The sequence below is a fragment of the Sphingomonas sp. Leaf10 genome, assembly GCF_001421245.1.
Taxonomy (GTDB): domain Bacteria; phylum Pseudomonadota; class Alphaproteobacteria; order Sphingomonadales; family Sphingomonadaceae; genus Sphingomonas.
In genome coordinates this window covers 117922-140300 of the sequence record NZ_LMKE01000015.1, presented here as the reverse complement: position 1 = coordinate 140300, position 22379 = coordinate 117922, and the positions used below count along the sequence as shown (strand labels likewise).

Below are 22379 nucleotides of genomic sequence, written 5' to 3'. Positions count from 1 at the left end.
TCTTTTCCTGGCGAATGAAGAAGCGATGCGACGCGGAGACGCTATGCCCCTGTATCCCATGATCCTTTCCGCCCTCCGATCGGCAGCCGCGACGATCCGTCGCCATGCCGCTTCGCCCGTTGTCCGCAACATCGCGATCGCCCTCGTCATGCTGACGGTCATCGGTATTGCGGTCGGCGCGCTGCGCCACATCCTGCGCGAGACGAACTGGTCCGACATCCGTGCCGCCATCGAACGGATCGGCACGGCAAGGCTGCTGGCGTCGCTGGTGCTGACGGTCGTCAGCTACATCGTGCTGACCGGCTATGACGTGGTGTCGCTGCGCATCATCGGACGCCGGGTGCGCTACCCGCGTGCCGCGCTGGCTTCCTTCACCAGCTATATCTTCAGTCACAATTTCGGCTTCGCCGCCCTGACCGGCGGCACCGCCCGACTGCGTATCTATCGCCCCGCCGGACTGACGATCGGAGAGGTCGCGCAGATCATGGTCATGGCGGGACTAGCCTTCTGGCTGGGCGTGCTGCTGCTATTCTCGATCGGGCTACTGGTTCAGCCGGGCGCGTTCGTGGCGGAGGGGTTGCGCATATCCTACGGCGTACAGGCCGCGATCGGCGGGGCGATCCTGACGCTGCTCGCCGGCTATGTCGTCATGCTGCACTATCGTGCGGGACGACCGGTGCGGCTGCTCGGCTGGTCGTTCACCTTGCCGAGCGTCCGCATCGCCTTCGTACAGTTCGCGCTGGGCGCGCTCGACCTCACCATCGCAACGGCGGCGCTGTTCGTCCTGTTGCCGGGCGTCACCATTGACTTGTTCCCGGCGGTACTGCTCGCCTATCTCGCCGGGCTGGTGTCCGGCCTCATCACCCATGCGCCGGGCGGCGTCGGGGTGTTCGAGGTCGTGATGCTGCTCGCACTGCCGCAGTTTGACCGTACCACGCTGTTCGGTGCGCTGCTCGTCTATCGCGCGGTATATTTCCTGCTGCCGCTCGTCGTCGGGCTGATCCTGTTCGGCGTCCACGAGTTGCTGCAATGGCGACGTCAGCCGGACAGTACCGCATCCGCCGCCACGTCCGGACCGGGTGCGCGGCCGGCATAGCGCTGCGCGATCGCGGCGCAGTCGAGCAGTCGCAGCCGGCGAAAGATCATCAGCGGCAGGATGATCGCGCCGGCCCGTGCCACGCTGAACGCCGTATAGACGACCAGCAGGATCGATCCGCGATCCACCAGCGATAGCACGCCCTTGTGCGGTTCGACGATCCGGGCGGTCAGCGGGCGGGAGAGGTGACCGGCCACGAACGCCACCAGCAATGGGGTCAGCGCAATGCCGATCAGGTTCGAAGCGGACGCGCTGCACACGGCGGCGGGGCGTTACCGCGCGCAATGACGGTGAATGCGATGGAGGACTGCACCGTCGGTGTCATCATGCTTTAGGCCGACGCCGAAAGCCGTCTTTCCGGCCCGGCGGCTCGCCGCCTTGCGGTAAGATCGACGGCACTTCGGCTACTCCCCCTGCTGAACTTGCTCGCGTCTGCCGCAGGACGAGGCGGCATCTACTGGCGCCGCTTCGCCGACGATGGCCCCATCTTCGGGGTCGGGCGTGTTGACCGCTTCCTTGCCGTTCAACCGGGCGATCCGATCCGCGCGGCCCTGCAGGTAAAGGTCCCGGCGTGCGGCATAGGGATCGGCACTTTCCCGCACTGCCTGCAACGCGCCGTCCATTTCGACCCGCTGGTTGAGCACGCGAAACGCGTTGCTGGCGACGATATAGCCGCGATTGCGAAACGGCCCGCCGATCGCGAGCGGCGAGGCGATCCCGTCGACCGCGCCGCCAGCGATGTCGCGGACGGTGGTCGGCCCGATCAACGGCAGGAACAGATACGGTCCTTCCTTCACCCCGTAAACGCCCAGCGTGTCTGAGAAGCCGTTCGGTCGATACGGCAGGTTGAAGGGGCAGCGCTTCGCGACGTCCACGACGCCGAGGACGCCGATCGTCGAATTGATCGCGAACCGGCCGACCGTCTCCGCCGCCTTGCCGACCTTCAACTGCAGCAGGAAGTTGGCGAAGGCGATCGGTTCGCGCAAGTTGCGCAGGAAATTGCGGATGCCGGTACGCACCGGCCGCGGGGTGGCACGTTCATAGGCATGGGCGACAGGAGCGATGACGACATCGTCCACCTTCTGCGTCAGTTCGAACGAAACGGCATTGGCGGCCCGCAAGGGATCGTTCCGTTTCGGCCTGCGCCCGACCACGACGGTCTCCTCCGGCTCCTCCACCCCCGCCTCGGCTATCGGCACATCGGCAGGTCGGACGGTCAGATCGGCATTGGGGGGCGTCGAGACGACGGCGACAGGCGCGGTCGAAGCCTGCACGGCGGGCGACCCCGGAACCGTCAGGACGGCAAGAAGAGGGACGATCATTGGTCGAGCGTCCTGCGGGTGCGACGACGCACCCTCGCGCGCCGTCCGGGAATGTGGAACGTCATCGAGATGCTTCCTTGCAGATAGATCTGGCTGGACCGGTGCAGGCGGCAGACCGATCGGTCGGCGGCGCGGTCCAAACATGGCAATGCCATGCCGCCCGCCCGTGGCGGATGTCGTCGCAGCACTGCCACCCGTCGCTGGCAAGCAGGGGCGCGATCCGGTGGTCGAGCCGGGCATAGTTGGTGACCACGACCCGGTCGGCGATCCGTTGCAGCGCAGCGATCAGCACCGCCGGGTCGGGAAGATAGTAGAGAACCTCGCACGCCACGGCGACGTCGAAGCGCTGGCCGGCGACCAGGGTCGCAACGCCTTCCGCCCGGCCGTGCAGGATGCGCGCGTCAGGCACGCGCTCGCGCGCACGGGCTACCGCGTCCGCACTCACCTCGATCGTGGTAATCCGCGCGCCCAGCCGCGCCAGATATTCGGTCTGCATCCCCTCCCCCGCGCCGATTTCCAGCAGCGAGTCCGCACCGGGGGCGATCCGCGCGATCAGCGCATTGGTCCGCTCGAACCGTACGCGATCGCCGTCATTGTCCAGACGCCAGGGATCGGGGCGACGATATAATCGCGACAGCCGGTCGTAATCGCCGGAATATTCCCCCGGACGCAGGCCGGCGCGCGACAACATCACGCGCAGCTGGTCGCGGAGAATGGCAAGGGTCTTCATCGATCCGGTCTTTCCCGTCGACCCCTTGCCGAAACTGCGGGGGCCGACCGAATGACGAAGCCAACGAGGCGATACCGCAGCCCCGCCCGCAAAATTTGTCGATGGAGATTTTTTGTGAGGTGACGCGATAGCGGTTCCGTCAATCGTGCATGATCGACATCGATACCGCCCCTGCCACCTTCGGCCAGGACTGGCATTCACTAGCGCCGGCGACCACCGTCGTCCCGCGATGGACCGTGCTGATGGCCTTCTACAACGAGGCCGCCGACATCGTGGCGACGCTGAACCAGTTGCGTCAGCAGACCCGGCCGTTCCGGCTGGTCCTGGTCGACAACGGCTCGACCGACCATTCGGTAGCGTTGTGCCACGGCGTGCTGGCGGGACGCGGGATCGACTATGTGATCCTGTCCGAAGCCGATGTAGCGGGGCAAACGGCGGCCTTCGCCAAGGGGCTGCCCCATGTCGATACCGAGTTCGTCGCGACCTGCGACGCCGATACCTATTACCCGACCGGCTATCTCGCCGCGGCCGAACGGCTGCTGGACGCCGGCGGGAGCACGACCGTCGCCGCCCTGGCCTGCTTCATATCGCCCGACGCCGGCCCGTTCCGCGCGCTGGTGATGGCGTTGCATCAATGCGGCGCCGGATGGCTGTTGCCGCGCCAGACGCATGTCGGCGCCGCCGGGCAATGCTTCCGGACAGATGCGTTGCAGCGTGCCGGCGGATATAGCGTGGGCCGCTGGCCATGGGTGCTGGGCGACCATGAGGTCATGCACCGCGTCCTCAAACTGGGGCGTCAGCGCATGTCGACCCAGCATTGGTGCGGCCCGTCCGAGCGACGATCGGTGCCGGTGCGCTGGTCGCTGTTCGAACGCATCGCCTACCACGTCACGCCGTTCGCGTTGAAGGACGCGTATTTCCGATGGCTCAGTGACCGTTTCGAACGGCGTGGCCTGTCCGCCGCACGGCTGCGGGTGCGCGAATGGCAACCGGCGGGCGCACAATGATCCGGCTGGTCCTGTGTGCGGACGATTTCGGTCGCAGCCCCGCCATCAATCACGCGATCCTGCGACTTGCCGGTTCGGGCGTGCTGACCGCCGTCACCGCGATGGTCGGCGAACCGCATGTCCGGGAGGCGGCATCCGACCTGCTGGCCGTGGAGGAATGCGAGATCGGGCTGCACCTAACGCTGACCGACGCGCTTGCCCCGCACGCCGATGCCGAACTGGCGCCCGATGGGATATTGCCGCGCTGCGACCGGCTGGCGGCGATGACGCTGGCCGGCACGGCGCCGCTGGGCGCGATCGGGCGGGAGATCGATCGGCAGTTCGCGGCGTTCGCCGACATCTTTGGCCGCCCCCCGGCCTTCGTCGACGGGCATCAGCATGTCCATGTCCTGCCCGGCATCCGCGAGTTCGTCCTGCACGCGACGAAGCGGCATAGTCCCGGCGCGTGGGTCCGCAGCTGCGAGGACCGCTTCGTCAACCTGCTGGCGCGCGGCGGCGACCGGGGCCGTGCGCTGCGATCGGCATGGCTGTCGCGGGGCTTGCGGCGGGAAGCGCGCGCGTTCGGGCTGCGAACCAACGACGGCTTCGCCGGCCTCTACGATCTGCGCAGCAATCGGCTGTTCGCTCCCCGCTTCGAACGGTTCCTTGGCCGGGGGCTTGGCCCCAACCATCTGGTCATCTGTCACCCGGCGACGACGCGCGACGCCGGCGATCCGATCGCGGCGGCGCGGGTCAGCGAATATCGTTTCCTCGCGTCGCAGCCGATCGCGCAACTCGCGCGACGCCATGGCCTGGAACTGGGGTGCTTTCAATGAACGGCACCACCATCGCCGATGCCGCCACCCCCCGCTCCCGCTTTGCGGCCCTGCGGCCGCTGAAGGTCGACGATCGCGCGGTTCGCGCCGCATCGATCGTCGCATCGCTGGTCGTGATGGCGCTGGTCGGATGGCAATTGTCGCATGTCGGTGTCGACCGGCTCTGGGCGATGCTGCCGGCGACGCCGCTGTTCGCGCTGCTGCTGGTGCTGCTGTATCTGGTACTCCCGGTTTCGGAATGGCTGATCTACCGCCGCCTGTGGAGCGCACCGCTGGCCATCCTGATGCCGCTGGTTCGAAAGGGCGTCATCAACGACCTGGTCGTCAGCTATGGCGGTGAGGCGTTCCTCTATGCCTGGGCGCGGGCAAGGCTGAAACCGGGGCAGGCCCCGTTCGGTACGATCAAGGACGTGGCCATCCTGTCCGCGCTCACCGCCAACGGCGTCACGCTCGTGCTGTTGCTGTTCGCGCTGCCGTGGTTGCGTGAACTGGTGCCGCCGTCGCTCGTCTGGCCGATCCTCGTCTCCACGCTGGCACTGCTCATCCTGCCGCTGGTGGCGCGGCTGTTCGCGGCGCGGATCTTCAACCTCCCCGCCGCCGATCTGCGCTTCGTCACCATCGTTCATGTCGGCCGCATCGTGACGACGCTGGTTTTGTCGTCGTTGCTGTGGGCCAGCGCGCTGCCGGCGGTGCCGGTGATGTTCTGGATCATGCTGCAATCGCTGCGGATGCTGACCTCGCGACTGCCGCTGGTTCCCAACAAGGACGTGCTGTTCGCATCGATCGCCATCCTGCTGGTCGGGCACGACACCGATGTCGCGGCGCTGATCTCGCTGGTCGCGACGCTCACGCTGGCGCTCCACCTGCTGGTGTTCGCCGTGCTGTTGCTGGTCGATCTCGTCCAGTCGCAACGGTCGGCGACGCCCGCGCGTGCCGGCAAGGAAGTGAACTGATGCGGATCGTGGACGTGAACGGCTTCTACGCGCCCGAGGGTGGCGGGGTCCGCGCCTATGTCGACCTGAAGCTCGCCTATGCCGCGCGCCATGGACATGAGGTCATCGTGCTGGCGCCGGGGCCGGAGGACCGGTTCGAACGGCGACCGGGCGGTGGAATCCAATGGGTCGCCGCCCCCGCCTTCCCGCTCGACCGGCGCTACGGCATGTTCGTGGACGCCGCGCCGATCCACCGCCTGCTCGACCAATGGCTTCCCGACGCCGTGGAGGCATCCTCCCCGTGGCGCACCGCCGACATCGTCGCGGCGTGGCCGGGGGATGCGCCGCGCCACTGGATCATGCACGCCGACCCGCTTGCCGCCTATGCCTATCGCTGGTTCGGCCGGGTCGCCACCATCGACCGGATCGACCGCTGGTTCGGCTGGTATTGGCAACGGCTGCAGCGGATCGCGCCCGCCTATCGCAGCATCGTCTGCGCCAATGACTGGCTGACCGACCGGCTGGTGGCGGGCGGCCTTGGCAACGCGCGCACCGTGCGCTTCGGGATCGAGGCCGGAATTTTCTCGCCCGCACGCCGCAACCCGGACCTGCGCGAAAAATTGCTGGCTGCCTGCGGCCGGCCGGCGGACGGGATGCTGCTGCTGGGCGTCGGGCGTCACTCGCCGGAAAAGAACTGGCCGCTGGTGATCGCCGCCATGAACGCATTGCCCGAACGTTGTCAGGCGGGGTTGCTGCTCGTGGGTGAAGGGCGCGACAGCGCGGCCCTGCGACGGCAGATCGGCGGCAATCCGCATATCCAGTTACTGTCCCCGACCCACGACCGCGCCCAGCTTGCCGAGCTGATGGCAAGCGCCGATGCGCTGGTGCATGGCTGCGAAGCGGAAACCTTCTGCTTCGTCGCGGCGGAAGGGGCTGCGTCCGGCCTGCCGGTGATCGCGCCCACGCGCGGTGCGGCGGCGGATTCCGCCGGGGTCGTGGCGGTCCGCTACGCCGCCGGCGATCCGGTCGCGCTGCGCACCGCGATCGAGACGACCGCCGACCGGCGCGGCGTGAAATCGCTGGCGGGTGCCGCCGCGCCCCGCCACCGCACGATGGACCAGCATTTCGCCGCGTTGTTTTCAAGCTATGCCGCGCCCTGGGAGCTTGCCGCATGACGAAGCGCCTGTTGTCGTCGATCCATGACGTATCGCCCCGCTTCGAAGGGGAGGTGGACCAGCTGTCCGAACGGATCGTCGCCGCTACCGGCAGCGCGACCATGGCGTTGCTCGCCATCCCCGATCACTGGGGCAGTGCGCCGATCCGTGCCGGCACCCCCTTCGCCACACGCCTGCGCCGCTGGAGCGAGACGGGGGGCGAGATATTCCTTCACGGCTGGTTCCACCGCGACACGGCGACGCATCGCGGCCTTGCAAGGGTCAAGGCGCGCCACATGACCGCTGGCGAAGGCGAGTTTCTCGGCCTGTCGAGGGCGGATGCGCAGGACCGGCTGCGCCGGGGCAAGGCGCTGCTGGAAGACATTATCGGCCAGCCCGTTCGCGGCTTCGTCGCCCCCGCATGGCTCTACTCGCCCGGCGCGCGTGTGGCGCTCCGTGATCTGGGGTTCGATCTGGCCGAGGATCATCGCCATGTCTGGTCGCCGACCGATGGCGACCGGCGACTTGCCGGCGGTGCGGTCATCACCTGGGCGAGCCGGTCGGCGTCGCGCCGGCTGAGTTCGCTGGCGGCGGCGTCGGTCCTGCGGCGTTATCTGCGCTCCGCCCCCGTCGTTCGGGTCGGGGTCCATCCCGGCGACCTGCGCTCGCAGGCGCTATTGCGCAGCATCGACCGCACCCTGCGCCTGCTGGCGGCGGATCGGCGTCCTGCTGCCTACGCGTCGCTGCTGCCCGATGCCCTGCCTGTCGCGTGAGGCACCGCGAGGTTCGCCGGCGCAATGTGGAGGTCGCGTGCAGGCAGTATGGAGGCTCGATGATCGCGCATTGTCTGGCCGCTGCGCCGTCGATACCCGCCGCCACATCGACGGATCGCGCACGAAAGGCTCCGCCCACCCGATGTCCCAGTCTTCCCGTCTTCTCGATGCGTTCATGGCACGTCGGGAGGCGCTGCAACGCTATTTCACGGTGCGGGTCGGCGAAGCGGAGGCGCAGGACCTCGTTCAGGAAATCTATCTGCGTTGCGCATCGCTGCCCGTCGATGCGGATGTCCGGCAACCGGCCGGCTATCTCTACCGACTGGGCAACAACATCATGCTCGACCGGATGCGGCAGGACCGCGCCCGCGGCGCGCGGGACCATGCGTGGCGCGACACCCATCACGTCGTTGCCGGCAATGGCGAGGACGTGAGCGACGCCGTGCCACAGGACGACGTACTGATCGCCCGCGATCAGGTGCGTAGGATCGCGGTCGCCCTGTCCGAACTGCCGGACGCGGTGCAGACCAGCTTTCGGCTTCACAAGCTCGACGGCCTGCCCCATGCGCAGGTGGCGGAGCGGATGGGCGTATCGCGCAGCCTGATCGAAAAGCACATGATGCGCGCGTTGCGGCATTTGTCGGCCAGGATCGGCCGTTGACCCGCCGTCACGCAAAAACATTGCGGACATCGCCCTTGGACTTCGTCCATGACAACAGGTGTTCTACGAACCGCAGGGCAATGGACTGATGGCACGGATGGAATCGAATGGCGCGGACGGGGCGGCCGCCGAATGGTTCGTCCGCCTGCAGGATTGCGAGGACGAACAACTCTGGCTCGACCATCTCGCATGGCTGGAGGCCGACCCGGCACATTCCGCCGCCTATGCGCGGGTGGAGGCGCTGTGGGTCGCGGCGGACGGGCTGGCGGACCTGCCGGCGGATAGGGGCGGCACCTTGGCGGTGCAGGAAGGCGCAGAGGTCGTCTCCTTCGTCGATCGACATGCCGCACGCGAACGCCGCAGGTCGTGGTGGCTTCCGATGTCCGCCGTCGCCGCCGCTGCCGCCGTCGTCGCACTGGTCGCCGGACCGCAGATCGGCGGGCTGTTCGCCCCGGCGGGGCAGACCTATCGCAACGGCGGCGACCATGCACAGGTGGTGGCGCTTTCCGACGGTTCGCGACTGACGCTCAACCGCGATAGCGAGGTGACGGTGACGCTGGTGCGCGACGGCCGGACGGCCGAACTGACCACGGGTGAGGTCATCTTCGACGTGCACCGCGAACCCGACCGCCCCTTCACCGTCCGTGCCGGCGGGCGCGACGTCCGGGTGCTGGGAACCGAGTTCGATGTGCTCAATCAGGAGGGCGCGTTCGCCGTCGTCGTGCGACGTGGGCTGGTGTCGGTGTCGGACGGTAACGGCAATGGTCCCGACGCCAGGCTGCCTGCCGGAACCGCGCTGACCCGTGCGCCGGGACAGTCTGCCGACACGATCACCCGCGTCGATCCCGGCGCGGCAATGGCGTGGGAGAAGGGGCAACTGGTCTTCGCCGACCAACCGATCCAGTCGATTGCACGCGATCTGTCGCGCTATCTGCGAACGCCGGTTGCCGTGGATCCGGCGGTGCGTCACCTGCGCGTCAGTGGCGTGTTGTCGATCACCGATCCCGCTACCTTGCGTCGACAGGTGGAGGCGGTCCTGCCGGTTCGCGTCCGGACGACCGATACTGGCATGATACTGGTTCCGGCCGACTGATCGATCATGCCGATGGCTACGCCGTGAAAGCGGGTTTCTGGGGGATAGGCGCGGCGTGTGCGATGGTACTGCCGACTCCGGCCGAGGGACAGCGGCCGGAGTCCGGGCGCGTGCACGTCTTCGACATCCCGCCGGGACCGGTATCGGGCGCGCTTGTCCTGCTCGGCATACAGGCCGGGATCGGCGTGGCGACGGCCGACACCTCGCTGGCCCGACGTCGGCTGACCCGGCCCATCCGTGGACGCATGACGACGGCACGCGCCTTCGCGCGGCTGCTGGCAGGGACCGACATGCGGGCCGTGGCGGTGATGGCGGACCTGTACCGCATCGAACGGCGCTCCCCCCCGCCCCGCCTGCGGCCCGCGCCGCCGCCCCGCGCCGAACCAGCGCCGCGCTCACCGGTCACGGACCTGCCGCCGGAGATCGTCGTCACCGCCAGCAAGCGGGATATTCCGCTGACTGACTATCCCGGGTCCGCCCATGTCGTGCGGGAAGCCGACATCGCGCTGGCGGCAGGCGGACAGCAGGACACCCGCGCGCTGGTGGCGCAACTGCCGATGCTCGCGACCACCAGCCTCGGGCCGGGCCGCGAAAAGCTGTTCATTCGCGGGATCGCCGACAGCAGCTTTGCCGGGGGAAGCCAGGCGACGGTCGGACAGTATCTGGGCGACGTACAACTGAACTACAGCGCGCCCGACCCGAACCTGGTACTGCTCGACATTGCCAAGGTCGAACTGCTCGAAGGGCCGCAGGGAACCCTGCATGGCAGCGGCGCCTTGGGTGGCGTCATGCGCGTCATCCCCAATCCGCCGGCGCTGGGCACATGGGCGGGCGAACTGGGAACGGGCGTATCGACCATCGCCCATGGGAGACAGGGCGGCAGCGTCATGGGCGTGGCGAACGTGCCGGTAAGCGATTGGGGAGCGATCCGCCTGGTCGGATATGGTTCTCGAACGCCCGGCTATATCGATGATACGCAGCGTGATCTGCGCGATATCAACCGCTCCGACCTGAAGGGCGCACGCGGCGCGTTGCGCATCCGTCCCGACCGACACTGGACCATCGATCTGGGCCATGTCTATCAGCGGATCGACAATCGCGATGGACAATATGTCGATGCGGGGGCGCCCCGACTGACCCGAAGGTCGGCCGTCGCGCAGCCTTCGCTGAACAATTTCGCCATGACCTTCCTGACCGTCACGCGGGACTGGCGCGAAGGACAGTCCCTTACGGCGACGGTGTCGCTGCTCAACAACGACCTGTCGGCCGTCTATGACGCGACCGGGTCGGGAACAGCGCCGAGCAGCATCGAAACCATCAGCACCGCCCATGTCCTGACCGGGGAGATCCGGTTCACGCGTCGACACGCCGGCGGCACCGGCTTCGTGCTGGGCGCATATGGAACCCTGAGCGACGACCGCCTGATCCAGCAGTCGACCCGCATGTCCGAAACGCAGGTGCTGCGCGGCATCGGCAACCGGGCCGCCGACGTCGCGTTGTTTGGCGAAGGGACGGTGCGGCTGTTGCCCGGCGTGACGGCGACGGCGGGCGTCCGTGCGACCTATCTCGATCTGTCCGGCCTGACTATCCTGCCCAGCGGGGCCGACCGCGCGACGGCGGTTGCGGTCCCCGCCGGCGGCGACATCAACCTGATGCCCAGCCTGGCACTGCATTGGCGACCGTCCACGCGGTGGAGCACCTATCTGCGCTACCAGCAGGGTTCGCGCGTCGGTGGCTATGCGCTGGATGATGCGGAGTCCGGATCGTCGGAGGACGGGTTCCGCATCTTCCGGCCCGACCGGTTGCAGATGATCGAAACGGGCGCGTTGTTCGGCGACGCGGGCGGCAGCTTCGATGCCCGGCTGGCGGCATCGGTCGCCGACTGGCGCAATATCCAGGCGGATTTCTATGACACGATCGGCCCCTACACCGCGAATATCGGCGACGGCATCGTCCTTGCACTGGAAGGCGCGATGGGCTGGCGTCCCGGCCCGTCGCTGCGGATCGGCGGCGCGTTGATCGCGACCCGCAGCACATTGACCAGCCCGGCCCCCGCCTTTGCGGGCGAGGGACGACAGCCATTGCCCGACACACCGGCCATCGCCGGCCGCCTGACCGCCGAACGACACTGGTCCCTGCCTGACAACGCCACTGTGCTGCTGCGGGGCACTGTCCGTTATGTAGGGCGGTCCTGGCTTGGTGTCGGGCCGCTGCATATGGCGCAAGGCGACTATGCGCAGGCGGATGCGGGTGTGGCATGGACGCGTGGCGGCCTGACGCTGACGATGGACGTCAGCAATTTCCTCGACACCGAAGGAAATCGCTTCTCGCTTGGGAACCCCCTTACAGTCCGTGGGGGCAGGCAACGCACCCCACTACAGCCCCGCACGCTACAGCTCAAATTAAAGTATGCGTTGTAGAGGAATAGATCAGGTTTCTACTTACTGTCCGACTTGTCTGGTCACAATGCTTCGTAGCGATAGTCGCGGAACCGAACCGAGCCGGTACCGCTGCTGAAGATCGCGGGTCGCAGGCTCTCTCCCTCACCCGGCAGAAGCGTGTTCGCATTGTAGCCGGAGCTTTCGAGACGCAGGCCGTGGCGCTGCCATTCGATGCCGTCGATGCTGTAGTAGAAAGTGATGATGTGTTCGCGGTTCTCGATCCGAAGATACATGGCGCGCGATGCGGGCGCCGGCTCGCGCCAATAATGCATCCGCCCGCCTGCGTAGGTGACGAGCCGCTCGCCGTCGATCGCAATGCCCAAGAACAGGCGACTGGACAGAAAGAGCAGAAGGCCACCGGTCGCAGCGTCATCGAGATTGACCTGGACCGAAACCCGGTAGCTGCGATCGCCAGCGAGATTGGTCAGCGGTGCAGAATCTTCCGGCCCCTTGCCCAACCCGCGAAGAATGAGGTTGCCGTCACGCACGCTGACCCGGCCGGCCTCACCGGACTTCGGTGCGTGGAAGGTCCAGCGCGTTCCGAGCGCCAACCGCCTGAAATCATCGGAGCGGGCGATGCCATGCGGTCCGGCGCTACCGCCGCGTGGCTTGGCGATCGGCCTGCCCAGATCGCCGCCTTGCGGCACCGGCCAACCGTCCTTGTCCCAGGTAACGGGTTGCAGAAGCGTCTGGCGGCCGAGGGTGCGAAAGCCGTTCTCGTAACCATGATAGACCATCCACCAGTCGCCTGCTGGTCCCTCGACCATGGTTGCATGGCCGCGTGACCACCATGCCTGCCCGGCGTCGGTGGTGCGGACGATCGGGTTATGCGGGCAGTCGACCCACGGCCCATTGATCGAACGCGACCGGGCGACGATGACCATATGCCCGGTCGGCGGCCCACCCGTTCCGCCGACCGCGCTAACCAGATAGAAATAGTCCCCCCGCCGGGTTATCTTCGGCCCTTCGAGCGCATAGGCTTCGGTGATCCAGTCATCTGGATATTTCCAGCCGTCATAAACCTTTTCGACCGCGCCGTCGGCCGACAACCCGTCAGCCGACAGGCGCACGCGGTAGCCGCCCGACAGGAAGAGATAGCGCCGGCCATCTTCGCCCACCGCATGGCCGGGATCGATCCGCCCGCGGATGCCGAGGTCGATCGGCCGGCTCCACCCCCCGTCGATGCGATCGGAATGGATGACGAAGATCCTGTTTTCCTTAAGGTTCGACCAAGCGGTCGGCACCATCGGGATATAGATGAAGAAGCGCCCATCATGCTTCACCAGATCGACCGCGAACACCGACCCGAGCGGCGACGGCAGGACCGAGGTCACTGGACGCCAGTTCACCAGATCGGTCGAGTGCCAGATAAGCAGGCCAGGATCGGCCTCGAAGCTGGAGAAGGTCATGTAATAGTCGGTACCGTCGCGCAGGATCGACGGATCGGAATACGCACCGGCCATGATCGGGTTGAGATAGGTGCCGTTGCCAAGATCGGCCTTCCGCTGGCCTTCGATGCCCGGCGACCAGCGTGGCGCGTTCCGTGCCCGCTCTCGATCGGTGCCCTGTACGCCGATCTGCGCGTCGACGCCTGAGAGCGGCAGGCCAATGCCCGCAGCCATCATCGCTCCCATTGCTTCGCGGCGTGTCGACATGGCCTTTTCCTCATTCTAATGTCGCCGCCGCGTCGTTCGCGCGGTGTGCGTTGGATCGTTCAAACGTGCTCAGCCGGCACCACGCGCTGATCGATGGCGCCGAAATGGTCGCCGGCGTGCATGGTCACCCGGTCGCCGAAGCGGAGGAACGGGGTCATCGTCCGACCCGCGATGGCGTCGATGGCGCGGCGTTCGGACAGGCAGGTCGAGCCGACCTGGGCATGATCGGCGTTGGACACCGTGCCCGATCCGATGATGGTGCCCGCCGGCAGATCACGGGTGCGTGCGGCATGGGCGATCAGGTCGTGGAAGCCATAGGCCATGGCATCGCCTGTCGGACTGCCGAAGTGGTCGCCGTTGATCTCTACGGTCAGGGGCAAACAAACGCGGCCATCGGCCCATGCGTCACCCAGTACGTCCGGCGTCACCGCAAATGGCGCGACCGAGCAGGCGGGTTTGGCCTGGACCCAGCCGAAGCCGGTCTTCATCTCGATCGGCGCGATGGTGCGCAGCGACCAGTCGTTGAGCAGCAGGACCAGGCGGATATGGCCGAGCGCATCGTCCGCGCTGCATCCCATCGGTACGTCGCCGGTGACGACCGCGAACTCGCCTTCGAAATCGATGCCGTCCGCTTCGCTGGGAAACGGCACATCCTCGCGTCCCGACAGGAAGCGATGCGACATGCCCTGATACATCAGCGGTTTGTCGGTTTCGATCGGCGGCAGCTTGAACGCCTGCTGCATCAGCTGCCCATGCGTCGGGAAGGCCGAACCGTCGAGCCATTGCCATGCGCGCGGCAGCGGGGCGAGCAGCGTCGCGGTATCGAGCGGTTCGCCCTGCCCCGCCTCGACCCGCGCCGCCAGCGCCCGCAGCACCGGGTGGGTCCGACTCCAGTCGTCGAGCGCCGCCTGCAAGGTCATGCCGACGGGGAGGCAACGCGCAGCATCGTCCGACACGACGACCAGCGTGCCGTCTCGGCAGCCATCGGCGCGGGTGGCGAGCCTCACTTGCCGTCCTCCAGAATCGCGACCGCGCGGCACCAGCCCGCCGAGCCACGCTTCACCTTGACCGGCAGGCATGACACGGTGAAGCCGGTCGCGGGCAGCTGCTCGAGATTGGTCAGCTTCTCCATGTGGCAATAGCCGATGTCGCGACCGGCCTTGTGCCCTTCCCACACCAGCGAATAGTCGCCGGTTTCCGCGACACGCGCGGCGGTATGGCTGAACGGCGCGTCCCAGCTCCATGCATCGGTGCCGGTGACCCGGACCCCGCGCGAGGTCAGGTACATGGTCGCCTCATAGCCCATGCCGCAGCCTTTCCCGAGAAAGTCTGGCCGTCCGAGCGCGGCTCCTGCGGCAGTGTTGACCAGTACGATATCGAGCGGGCGCAGCGTGTGCCCGATCCGCGCCAGTTCCGCCTCGACCTCGGCCGCGGTCACGACATGGCCGTCGGGCAGATGGCGAAAGTCCAGTTTGACGCCGGGTTGCAGGCACCAGTCGAGCGGCACCTCGTCGATGGTCAGCGCCGGTTTGCCGCCGTCCTGCGTCGGGTGGTAGTGCCACGGCGCATCGAGATGCGTGCCGTTGTGGGTGCTGAGCGTCAGCGTCTCCGATGCGGCAAAGCCTGCGCCGCCGGCCATCTTGTCGGCGGTGATGCCAGGAAAGAACATCGCCGCCTCCGCTACCGTCTCTTCATGGGTCTGCCGCGTAATGGTCGGGCGCATGAACGGCGGGTCGGTGATCACCTCCGGGTCGAGCGCGATCGACAGGTCGAGGATGCGGCGAGTCATGCGGTGGCACCTCCCAACGTCTCGGCGAACCAGTCGGCGAGCAGGTCGCGGCCATAGGCCATGTTGTCGGCGCCGACATGCTCGACGCCGCCTTCGCGGGGCGTGAAGATCACCTTTTCGCGCCGCGGACTGTTGACGAGCTGATCGTAGAGGTCGTCGGCATAACCGACGCTGATCTGTCGATCATTGGCACCGTGGGTGACAAGGAACGGCACCTTGATGCGGTCCATGTGGCCGTTGAGGTTCATCGCTTCCGACCGGGCGAGGAAATCGTCCTGGTCGCTGGCACCAAACGCCCAATGGACATGCTTCCAGTAATGCGGGACCGGGTTCTCGCCCTCGCGCGCCATGCGCTTGTCCTGCACCTCGCGCCAATTGTGGTTCGCACCCCACACGGCGCCGCTGGCGAAGCGCGGTTCATAGGCGACGGCGCGCGGGGCGAAATGGCCGCCCAGCGAAATGCCGGTCATCCCGATCCGCTGCGGGTCGACATCGTCCTGCGCTTCCAGCCAGTCGACCGCCCTGCTCGCCCAATGCTCGCTATGCGGATCGACGGGCAGGTCCTGCAACCGCAGCGCCTCGCCCGATCCAGGCTGGTCGACGCACAGCGTCGAGATGCCACGCCTGGCCAGTTCGTGCGGCAGCCGGGTCCAGAACAGCAGTTCCTTGCAGCTGTCGAGGCCGTTGCAGAACACGACAACGGGTTTGCGTCCTTCGCCCGGTGCGCGGGTGTAGAGGGCGGGCATGGTGCCGGTTTCGAGCGGGATTTCGACCCGTTCGCGGTTCAGCTGGCCCAGCATCGTCGAGCGGTCGAACGCCTCGCGTGCCTTGGCATAGGTTTCCTTGCGACCCGGCGCGCCGTGCCCCTGCATCCGCTCGGCCGTGAACAGGTAGAGCGACGCCCGCTCCAGCTTGTTCGATGCGGAGAAGGCACGCCCCTTGCCCTCATCCTCGGCGGCCAGCTCGATCAGCTTGGTCCCCATCGCCGCCCACGCCGCCATGAATTGCGGCGTGCCGGCGTCGGCACCATTGGCCGCCGCGTCCTTCAGCGGCTGGCACATGTCGATGATCTCGCCAAGCTGTGCGCCCGACTCCATCGCGATCGCGACCGACAGGTTCCAGATATAGTTGGGGAAGGGTTCGTAGAGCGCCATCGCCGTTACACCACCGCCGCCTGCCACAGCCCGGCATCGGGCGACGGTTTCGGCATGGTCTGCGGGCCACCGAAGCCGCTGCCCCATTGATCCATCGTATCGGGCTTGGGCACGTGGACCTGATGCTGGTGATGGTCGTCATCGACCTCCTCCAGTTCCGAGGTATATTCGACGACATTGTTGTTGGGCGTCGTGAAGTAGCTGAAGGTGTTGTTGCCCGCGGTGTGGCGGCCCGGCCCCCATTTGATTTCGACATCGTTGCGCTTCAGCCGGCCGACGCCGCGCATCATGTCGTCCATCGTCAGCACGTCATAGGCGACATGGTTGAAGCAGGGCGGTCCCGGCAGGAACGCCAGCCGGTGGTGCCAGCTGTTGCAGCGCATGAAGCACATGAAGTCACCCAGCCAGTCCGATACGCGGAAGCCCAGCGCCTTTTCATACCATGCGACCAGCGCCTTATGGTCGGGCGAGTGCATGACGACGTGGCTGATCTTGACCGGGATCGCCTCGCCCTTGGCTAGTTCGCGCCTGGTGCCACGCTCTACCTCCGCCGAAATCTGGAGCGTGAAGCCGTTGGGGTCGAAGAAGCGGAAGCCATAACCGCCGCCCAGCGTGTCCAGATCATGCGGTTCGCTGATGATCTTGCCGTCGTTCGCCTTCACCTGTTCGAACAGCGCATCGACATCGGCGCGGGTCTCGGCCGCCCAGCCGATGACGTCGATCCGCTGCGTCGCGTCCTCGCGCAGGCGGACGACATATTTCTCGTCGGTGCCTTCGGCGGCGAAATATACCATGCCGTCATCCGACGGGACTTCGGTCAGACCCCAGACATCGGCGTAGAAGCGGCGTTCGGCCGCCAGATCGGGAACGGCATATCCTACGAAACGGATTTCGCTAACTCGTGCCATGGCTCTCTCCTCAATCCCGCTTCGGGGTATACTGTACGGTCAGGGGCAGGTCGTCGCTCGCGCGCCCGACGGCGATCACGACAGGCCCGTCGATCGGCTGCCAGCCATCGCGCCAGACGCGCAGCATCCGCGGTTCGATCGCGATGCGGACCTCGCCGGTCGCACCGGCTTCCAGCGTGATCCGGCCGAAGCCGAGCAGCGCCGGTTCGGGTTGGTGGCGATACAGCTGGATCACCTCCGAGCCGCCTCGCGCGGAATCGTTGCGGACCGTGGCGATCACTGCTTCACCCTCGACACAAGCGTCGAGCAGCGTGAAGTTCGCATAGCCGATGCCCGATCCGAACGCGTGCAGCGGCGTGACGCCGCGCGCCATCAACCCGCGATAGCCGAGCAGCACGCCATCGTCATAGGGCAAGCCGCCGTCCTGACCGGGCGTCAGGTTGAAGGCGGGATAGTCGGCTTCGTCCGCCGCCAGCGTGACCGGCAGGCGGCCGCCGGGTTCGCGATCGCCGCCCAGCACCTGTGCCAACGCCGTTCCAAACCCCTCGCCCGGATACCACACGACCAGCGATGCGGCTGTATCCTTGGCGAACGTCGCATCGAACGCATGGCCGACATTCACGACCACGATGGTGTTCGGATTGGCGGCGATGACCGCCTGCGCCAGACGCAGTTGGTCGGCGGCCAGCCGGGTATCGTCGCGGTCCTTGCTCTCGACGCTCGAGTCGGCCGTTTCGCCGAGCATGAGTACGACCGCATCGGCCGCACTGGCCGCCTCGACGGCGCGCGTCAGCATCGCCTCCGCGCTGTCAGGGCCACGCACACCGTACCACAGCCCGTGGGCACGTGCGCCGTCATAGGTGAAAGTAACCTCGACCCGCACGGGCTGGCCGGCAACCAGATCGACCGCGACGGTTTCGGAATCGCCGCGCTTGAGCGATCCCATCACGTCGCCCGGCGCAAGACGCTGCGCCCGGTCGAGGACGATATCGCCGTCGATCGCCAACCGTACCGCGCCGGTTGCGCCGACATGGAAGACGTGGCGGCCATCCTGCACGGGCGTGAACCACCCGCCAGCACGGATCGCCGCAGGTTGATCGAACACGCCGGCGTCGTGGACGCCGACGAACCAGACCAGCGAGTTGGTGTCGCGGGTCTCGCTGGCGATCGGTGCGGCGCCGGTATCGGTATCGCCGAAATAGTCGATCGTCATGCCGCGCACGGCGCCATCGCCCAGATCGCGCAGCGGCGTGGCGGGCATCGCCGGCAGACGCGGCTGCGCATCGGCGCCGACTTCGTGCGACAGTTCGACGCGGTCGCCGAAGCGGTCGCGCAACGCCGCCAGCGGAGTGGGTGCGTCGGGGGACAGCGAGATTTTGGCGAACGTCCCGCCCTGATAACAGGGGGCCGTCGCATTGGGACCGATGATCGCGATGCGACGAAGGCGCGCCGGATCGATCGGCAACAGCGCGTCACGATTGCGCAACAGCACCATGCCCGCCGCCGCCGCCTCGACCAGCAGTTCATCGGCATCTTCGGTCGCCGGTACGGACTTGTCCCCACCCCAACGCTTCGCCGCTTCGGAAACGCGCGCCGCGGCATCGACCACACGCGTCGCAGGTACGCGCCCGTCCTCGATCGCCGCCAGTGCCTTGTCGCCCAGGAACCGGCCCGGCCCCGGCATTTCGAGGTCGAGGCCACCGTTCAGGCTGCCCTCGGTCGAATGCGTGCCGAACCAGTCGCTCATCAGCGGCCCGGCAAAGCCCCATTCGGCTTTCACGATCGTGGTGATCCGCCCCGCCTCTGCGCACCAGTCGCCGTTGACGCGGTTATAGGCGGTCAGCATCGCCGCCGCCCCGGCCTGCGCACACAGTTCGAACGGCAGAAGATAGACTTCGCGGAGCGTGCGTTCGTCGACGCGAACGTCGACCCGGTCACGATCGGTCTCGCTGTCGTTGCAGACCAGATGCTTGGGTACCGCGCCGGTGCCGGTCGACTGCACGCCCCGAACCCATGCCGCGCCGGCCAGCCCGGCCAGCAGCGGATCTTCCGAGAAATATTCGAACGCCCGCCCGGCCAGCGGGCTGCGGGCAAGATTGACATTGGGTGCCAGCACGAGGTCGACGCCCTTGCGCACCGCTTCGCCACCGACCAGCGCACCGACGCGCGCGACCAGATCGGGGTCGAACGACGCGCCCAGCGACACCGCGCACGGGGTCAGCCGCGCGACATCGCGTTCGTCGACGCGGCCGCTGGCGATACCCATCGGCCCGTCGCCCATCCGCAGCGCCGGAATGCCCTCCTCCGGCACGGCGACCGTTGCCCACATCGACGCCCCGGCGGTCATCCGTGCCTGCTGATCGGCGGTAAGCATCACCCGATCACGTCCATGCGGAAACCCATGATCTGCCGCGCCTGCAACGCGATCTGCGCGGCGACCCCGCGATCGACGATCGCGCCGTCCGGTCCAAACGGCTTTTGTTCGATCGAATTGAGCGCGATACCGACCGGCGTCGGCCAGCCGCGCATGGCGTGGACGATGCCGCGCAGCGCTGCCAGCGTGACGCCGCCGGCCTGCCACCCGGCCGCTGACACGATCAGCCCGACCGGCATCCCGTCAAAATAGACGCGATCATCGGCGCGGGTATCCTCCAGCAGATCGATCGCGTTCTTCACGACGCCCGATACGCCGCCATGATAGCCCGGTGATCCGATCACCAGCGCGTCGGCACTACGCACCGCTTCGACGAAAGCACGCTGTTCAGATGTGCGCTCGGGCCGTTCGGAATTGAAGTGCGGCAGGTCGGCCAGCGCCGGTCCGTCGAACATCCTGGTCCGCGCGCCCATCGCTTCGCATTCGGCGAGGACGCCGCGCACCAGCATTTCGCTCGACGATCCGGGGCGGAAGGTGCCGCCGATCCCGACAACATGCCGCGTCATGACTCAGCGCCCCTTGAAATGCGGCATGACCTGCTCGCCAAGCAGCCGCAGCGTCTGCTCGCCCAGCCGCAACCGTTCCTCAGTCAACGGACCGGTGGTGGTGCCGCACAGGATGTTACCGATGCCGAGGTCGCGGTACGGTTCGAGATGCTCGATCACCGTCTTGGGCGATCCGTACAGGCACCAGGTCGCGATCCAGTCCTCGCTGAGGGCGTCGGGGGTCCGGTCAGACTTCTTGTTGGCGCTATCGGACTCCGCACGGGCGTTGAACGCCGCTTCGCGTTCGATCGCCTCCTGATAGGGGCGCAGGATTGCCAGCAATTCCTCGCGCGCCTGTTCGCCACTCTCCGCGACGTGCACGACCTGATAGGTATGCGTCGTCCATGACAGCGCGTCGCGCACGCGGGTATCGTCATGACCAGCGTCGAGCAGCATCGACTTGTAGATGTCGAAATACTTCTTCACGTGCGTGAACGGTTCCGTCCCGCCGATCTTGGGCGGGGTGAAGGCGGGAATGAACGCCGGCCAGCCATTGACCGCCGCGCGACGCGCACTGGTTTCCTTCATCGCCACCGGCATCAGCCGGGCGTGACCCGGCGTATAGGCGGCCGGCGCGATCCGTTGCAGCACGCGGCCCTTGTGCGGGCCATTGTCGATCTCGACCGCCGGATCCTCCATCCGCTTGGCCCAGAGTTCCTCGGCCAGCGCCAGATTGCGCTCCGCCACGGCCCCCGCATCACGGTAATCGACGCCGAAACCGATCATTTCCTCGGGCGTGGTACCCGATCCGACGCCGACCAGCAGCTTGCCGTCGGTCAGCTGGTCGAGGATGTTGATCCGCTCGACGAAGCGCACCGGATGGTGGAGCGGAACCGACGTGACCGAAAAACCGAAATGCATGTCGGGCAGCTTCGCCGCCAGATACGCCGCGAACATGTAGCTGTCCGACGCGACCGGCATATAGCCGTTGAAATGGTGGTCGGGGAGGAAGATCGCGTCGAACCCGGCGGCAGCGGCATCGGTGGCGTGCGTGGTCAGGTTACGGATCAGCGCGCGATCCTCTTCGGGCGCCATCGAGCGAGCGTTCAGAAACACCGAAAAGCGCATATCCCCTCCTCATGAGATATCGGCGGCGGCTTGGTTTGCCGCGCTGTTGAATCACTTGACGCTTATTAGAGTGACAGTTCTGAAATGTCCAGTCGCATATTGCGTTCGTTTTTTGGTAAAGGTGTGGCATGGAAACGCAGGACGCCGTTCAGGCGAAGGTACGGACCCCGCAGCAGGGGCGCAGCAAGGCCAGTTTCGAGCGGATGCTGACGACCGCCGAGAAGTTGATGGCAGAGCGCGGATCGGACGATTTCACGCTCAACGAGGTCGCCAGGCTGGGCAAGGTTTCGATCGGGTCGATCTATTGCCGGTTCGACAGCAAGGACGACATGGTCCACGCGGTGCAGGTGCGCGTGCTGCAACGGGTCGATGCCGATATGCTGCTGGCGATCGCGCGGGTGCGCGAACAACGCTTGCCCTTCGCCCGGTTCATCGCCCTCTTCGTCGACCGGATTGCTGAGTCGCTGCGTCAGTTTTCGGCGGAAATGCGTCCGTTCATGCTGCGGGCCAGCAACGACCCGGTCGTCGCGTCGCTGGGCAAGGGCAGCTATGGCCGGACCGCCACTGCGGTGCGCGATGCGTTGCTCGACTATCGCAAATCGATCCGCCGTCCCGACCCGGACCGTGCGGTCGATGTCGCGTTCCGCATGCTCTACGCATCGCTCGCCCGTTATCTCGGTTTCGGCTCGTCGAGCGAGGCGGCGGGGGAAGGCGACTGGACGCAGCTGAAGGCGGATCTGGCCGATATGACCCTGGCCTATCTTCGCTTCACCGGCGAAGACGCCGACGACAGTTGACAGTG

General features: G+C 66.9%; 20 protein-coding genes and 1 pseudogene. 10 read left to right on the top strand and 11 right to left on the bottom strand.

Annotated features, from left to right (window positions below):
• Positions 1-43: 43 nt before the first annotated feature.
• Positions 44-1096 (top strand): lysylphosphatidylglycerol synthase domain-containing protein, encoded by a 1053-nt coding sequence (locus ASE59_RS13215; RefSeq protein ID WP_056456948.1) that lies wholly within the window; start codon positions 44-46, stop codon positions 1094-1096.
• On the opposite strand, the pseudogene ASE59_RS13210 reads toward ASE59_RS13215, so the two are convergent.
• The 3 genes and pseudogenes from ASE59_RS13210 to ASE59_RS13200 all read right to left on the bottom strand — a co-directional run.
• Positions 1039-1427 (bottom strand): annotated as a pseudogene (locus tag ASE59_RS13210) (bile acid:sodium symporter); the annotation flags it as partial. The gene ASE59_RS13215 and the pseudogene ASE59_RS13210 overlap by 58 nt on opposite strands.
• A gap of 73 nt (positions 1428-1500) precedes the next feature.
• Positions 1501-2418: a VacJ family lipoprotein gene (locus ASE59_RS13205; RefSeq protein ID WP_056456942.1), complete on the bottom strand. Its 918-nt coding sequence runs from the start codon at positions 2416-2418 to the stop codon at positions 1501-1503.
• Positions 2419-2479: 61 nt separating this feature from the next.
• Positions 2480-3148, bottom strand: a complete 669-nt coding sequence (locus ASE59_RS13200; protein ID WP_056456938.1) for a class I SAM-dependent methyltransferase — start codon at positions 3146-3148, stop codon at positions 2480-2482.
• 149 nt (positions 3149-3297) lie between these two features.
• Between ASE59_RS13200 and ASE59_RS13195 the strand changes: the two genes are divergently transcribed.
• The 8 genes from ASE59_RS13195 to ASE59_RS13160 all read left to right on the top strand — a co-directional run bounded on the left by ASE59_RS13195 (position 3298) and on the right by ASE59_RS13160 (position 12003).
• Positions 3298-4155: a glycosyltransferase family 2 protein gene (locus ASE59_RS13195; RefSeq protein ID WP_056456935.1), complete on the top strand. Its 858-nt coding sequence runs from the start codon at positions 3298-3300 to the stop codon at positions 4153-4155.
• On the top strand, positions 4152-4970 hold the full coding sequence (locus tag ASE59_RS13190) for a ChbG/HpnK family deacetylase (protein ID WP_056456932.1): 819 nt from the start codon (positions 4152-4154) through the stop codon (positions 4968-4970). Before ASE59_RS13195 ends, ASE59_RS13190 begins: the two co-directional genes overlap by 4 nt.
• Positions 4967-5923 carry a hypothetical protein gene (locus tag ASE59_RS13185; RefSeq protein ID WP_056456929.1) on the top strand — a complete coding sequence of 319 codons (957 nt, stop codon included), beginning with the start codon at positions 4967-4969 and terminating at the stop codon, positions 5921-5923. The genes ASE59_RS13190 and ASE59_RS13185 overlap by 4 nt, the downstream gene beginning before the upstream one ends.
• Entirely contained in the window at positions 5923-7077 is a 1155-nt protein-coding gene (locus ASE59_RS13180) for a glycosyltransferase (protein WP_056456926.1), read from the top strand. The genes ASE59_RS13185 and ASE59_RS13180 overlap by 1 nt, the downstream gene beginning before the upstream one ends.
• Positions 7074-7829, top strand: coding sequence for a polysaccharide deacetylase family protein (locus tag ASE59_RS13175; protein WP_056456923.1), 756 nt, complete (start codon positions 7074-7076; stop codon positions 7827-7829). The genes ASE59_RS13180 and ASE59_RS13175 overlap by 4 nt, the downstream gene beginning before the upstream one ends.
• A gap of 142 nt (positions 7830-7971) precedes the next feature.
• Positions 7972-8490, top strand: coding sequence for an RNA polymerase sigma factor (locus tag ASE59_RS13170; RefSeq protein WP_056456920.1), 519 nt, complete (start codon positions 7972-7974; stop codon positions 8488-8490).
• An 88-nt stretch (positions 8491-8578) separates the two neighbouring features.
• Entirely contained in the window at positions 8579-9583 is a 1005-nt protein-coding gene (locus tag ASE59_RS13165; RefSeq protein WP_156360074.1) for a FecR family protein, read from the top strand.
• A 62-nt stretch (positions 9584-9645) separates the two neighbouring features.
• Positions 9646-12003, top strand: coding sequence for a TonB-dependent receptor (locus ASE59_RS13160; protein ID WP_056456915.1), 2358 nt, complete (start codon positions 9646-9648; stop codon positions 12001-12003).
• A gap of 41 nt (positions 12004-12044) precedes the next feature.
• Here the strand turns inward: ASE59_RS13160 and ASE59_RS13155 are convergent, their stop codons facing one another.
• From ASE59_RS13155 to ASE59_RS13120, 8 genes are read right to left on the bottom strand one after another with little or no spacing between them, the layout of a single operon-like run.
• The gene (locus ASE59_RS13155; RefSeq protein ID WP_082458412.1) at positions 12045-13679 is read right to left on the bottom strand and encodes a family 43 glycosylhydrolase; all 1635 of its coding nucleotides are present in this window, start codon (positions 13677-13679) and stop codon (positions 12045-12047) included.
• Between the two features lie 59 nt (positions 13680-13738).
• Entirely contained in the window at positions 13739-14686 is a 948-nt protein-coding gene (locus ASE59_RS13150; protein WP_056456912.1) for a fumarylacetoacetate hydrolase family protein, read from the bottom strand.
• Positions 14683-15468 (bottom strand): cyclase family protein, encoded by a 786-nt coding sequence (locus tag ASE59_RS13145; protein ID WP_056456909.1) that lies wholly within the window; start codon positions 15466-15468, stop codon positions 14683-14685. Before ASE59_RS13145 ends, ASE59_RS13150 begins: the two co-directional genes overlap by 4 nt.
• Positions 15465-16622, bottom strand: a complete 1158-nt coding sequence (locus ASE59_RS13140; RefSeq protein ID WP_056457018.1) for an alpha/beta hydrolase family protein — start codon at positions 16620-16622, stop codon at positions 15465-15467. The genes ASE59_RS13145 and ASE59_RS13140 overlap by 4 nt, the downstream gene beginning before the upstream one ends.
• Before the next feature lie 5 nt (positions 16623-16627).
• Positions 16628-17530, bottom strand: coding sequence for a VOC family protein (locus ASE59_RS13135; protein ID WP_056456906.1), 903 nt, complete (start codon positions 17528-17530; stop codon positions 16628-16630).
• Positions 17531-17540: 10 nt separating this feature from the next.
• Complete coding sequence (locus tag ASE59_RS13130) at positions 17541-19904, bottom strand: glycoside hydrolase family 3 protein (protein ID WP_056456903.1); 2364 nt, start codon at positions 19902-19904, stop codon at positions 17541-17543.
• Positions 19904-20470: an NADPH-dependent FMN reductase gene (locus tag ASE59_RS13125; protein WP_056456899.1), complete on the bottom strand. Its 567-nt coding sequence runs from the start codon at positions 20468-20470 to the stop codon at positions 19904-19906. The genes ASE59_RS13130 and ASE59_RS13125 overlap by 1 nt, the downstream gene beginning before the upstream one ends.
• A gap of 3 nt (positions 20471-20473) precedes the next feature.
• The gene (locus tag ASE59_RS13120; protein ID WP_056456897.1) at positions 20474-21577 is read right to left on the bottom strand and encodes an LLM class flavin-dependent oxidoreductase; all 1104 of its coding nucleotides are present in this window, start codon (positions 21575-21577) and stop codon (positions 20474-20476) included.
• A 128-nt stretch (positions 21578-21705) separates the two neighbouring features.
• Between ASE59_RS13120 and ASE59_RS13115 the strand changes: the two genes are divergently transcribed.
• Positions 21706-22374, top strand: coding sequence for a TetR/AcrR family transcriptional regulator (locus ASE59_RS13115; RefSeq protein ID WP_056456894.1), 669 nt, complete (start codon positions 21706-21708; stop codon positions 22372-22374).
• The last annotated feature ends 5 nt before the right edge of the window (positions 22375-22379 follow it).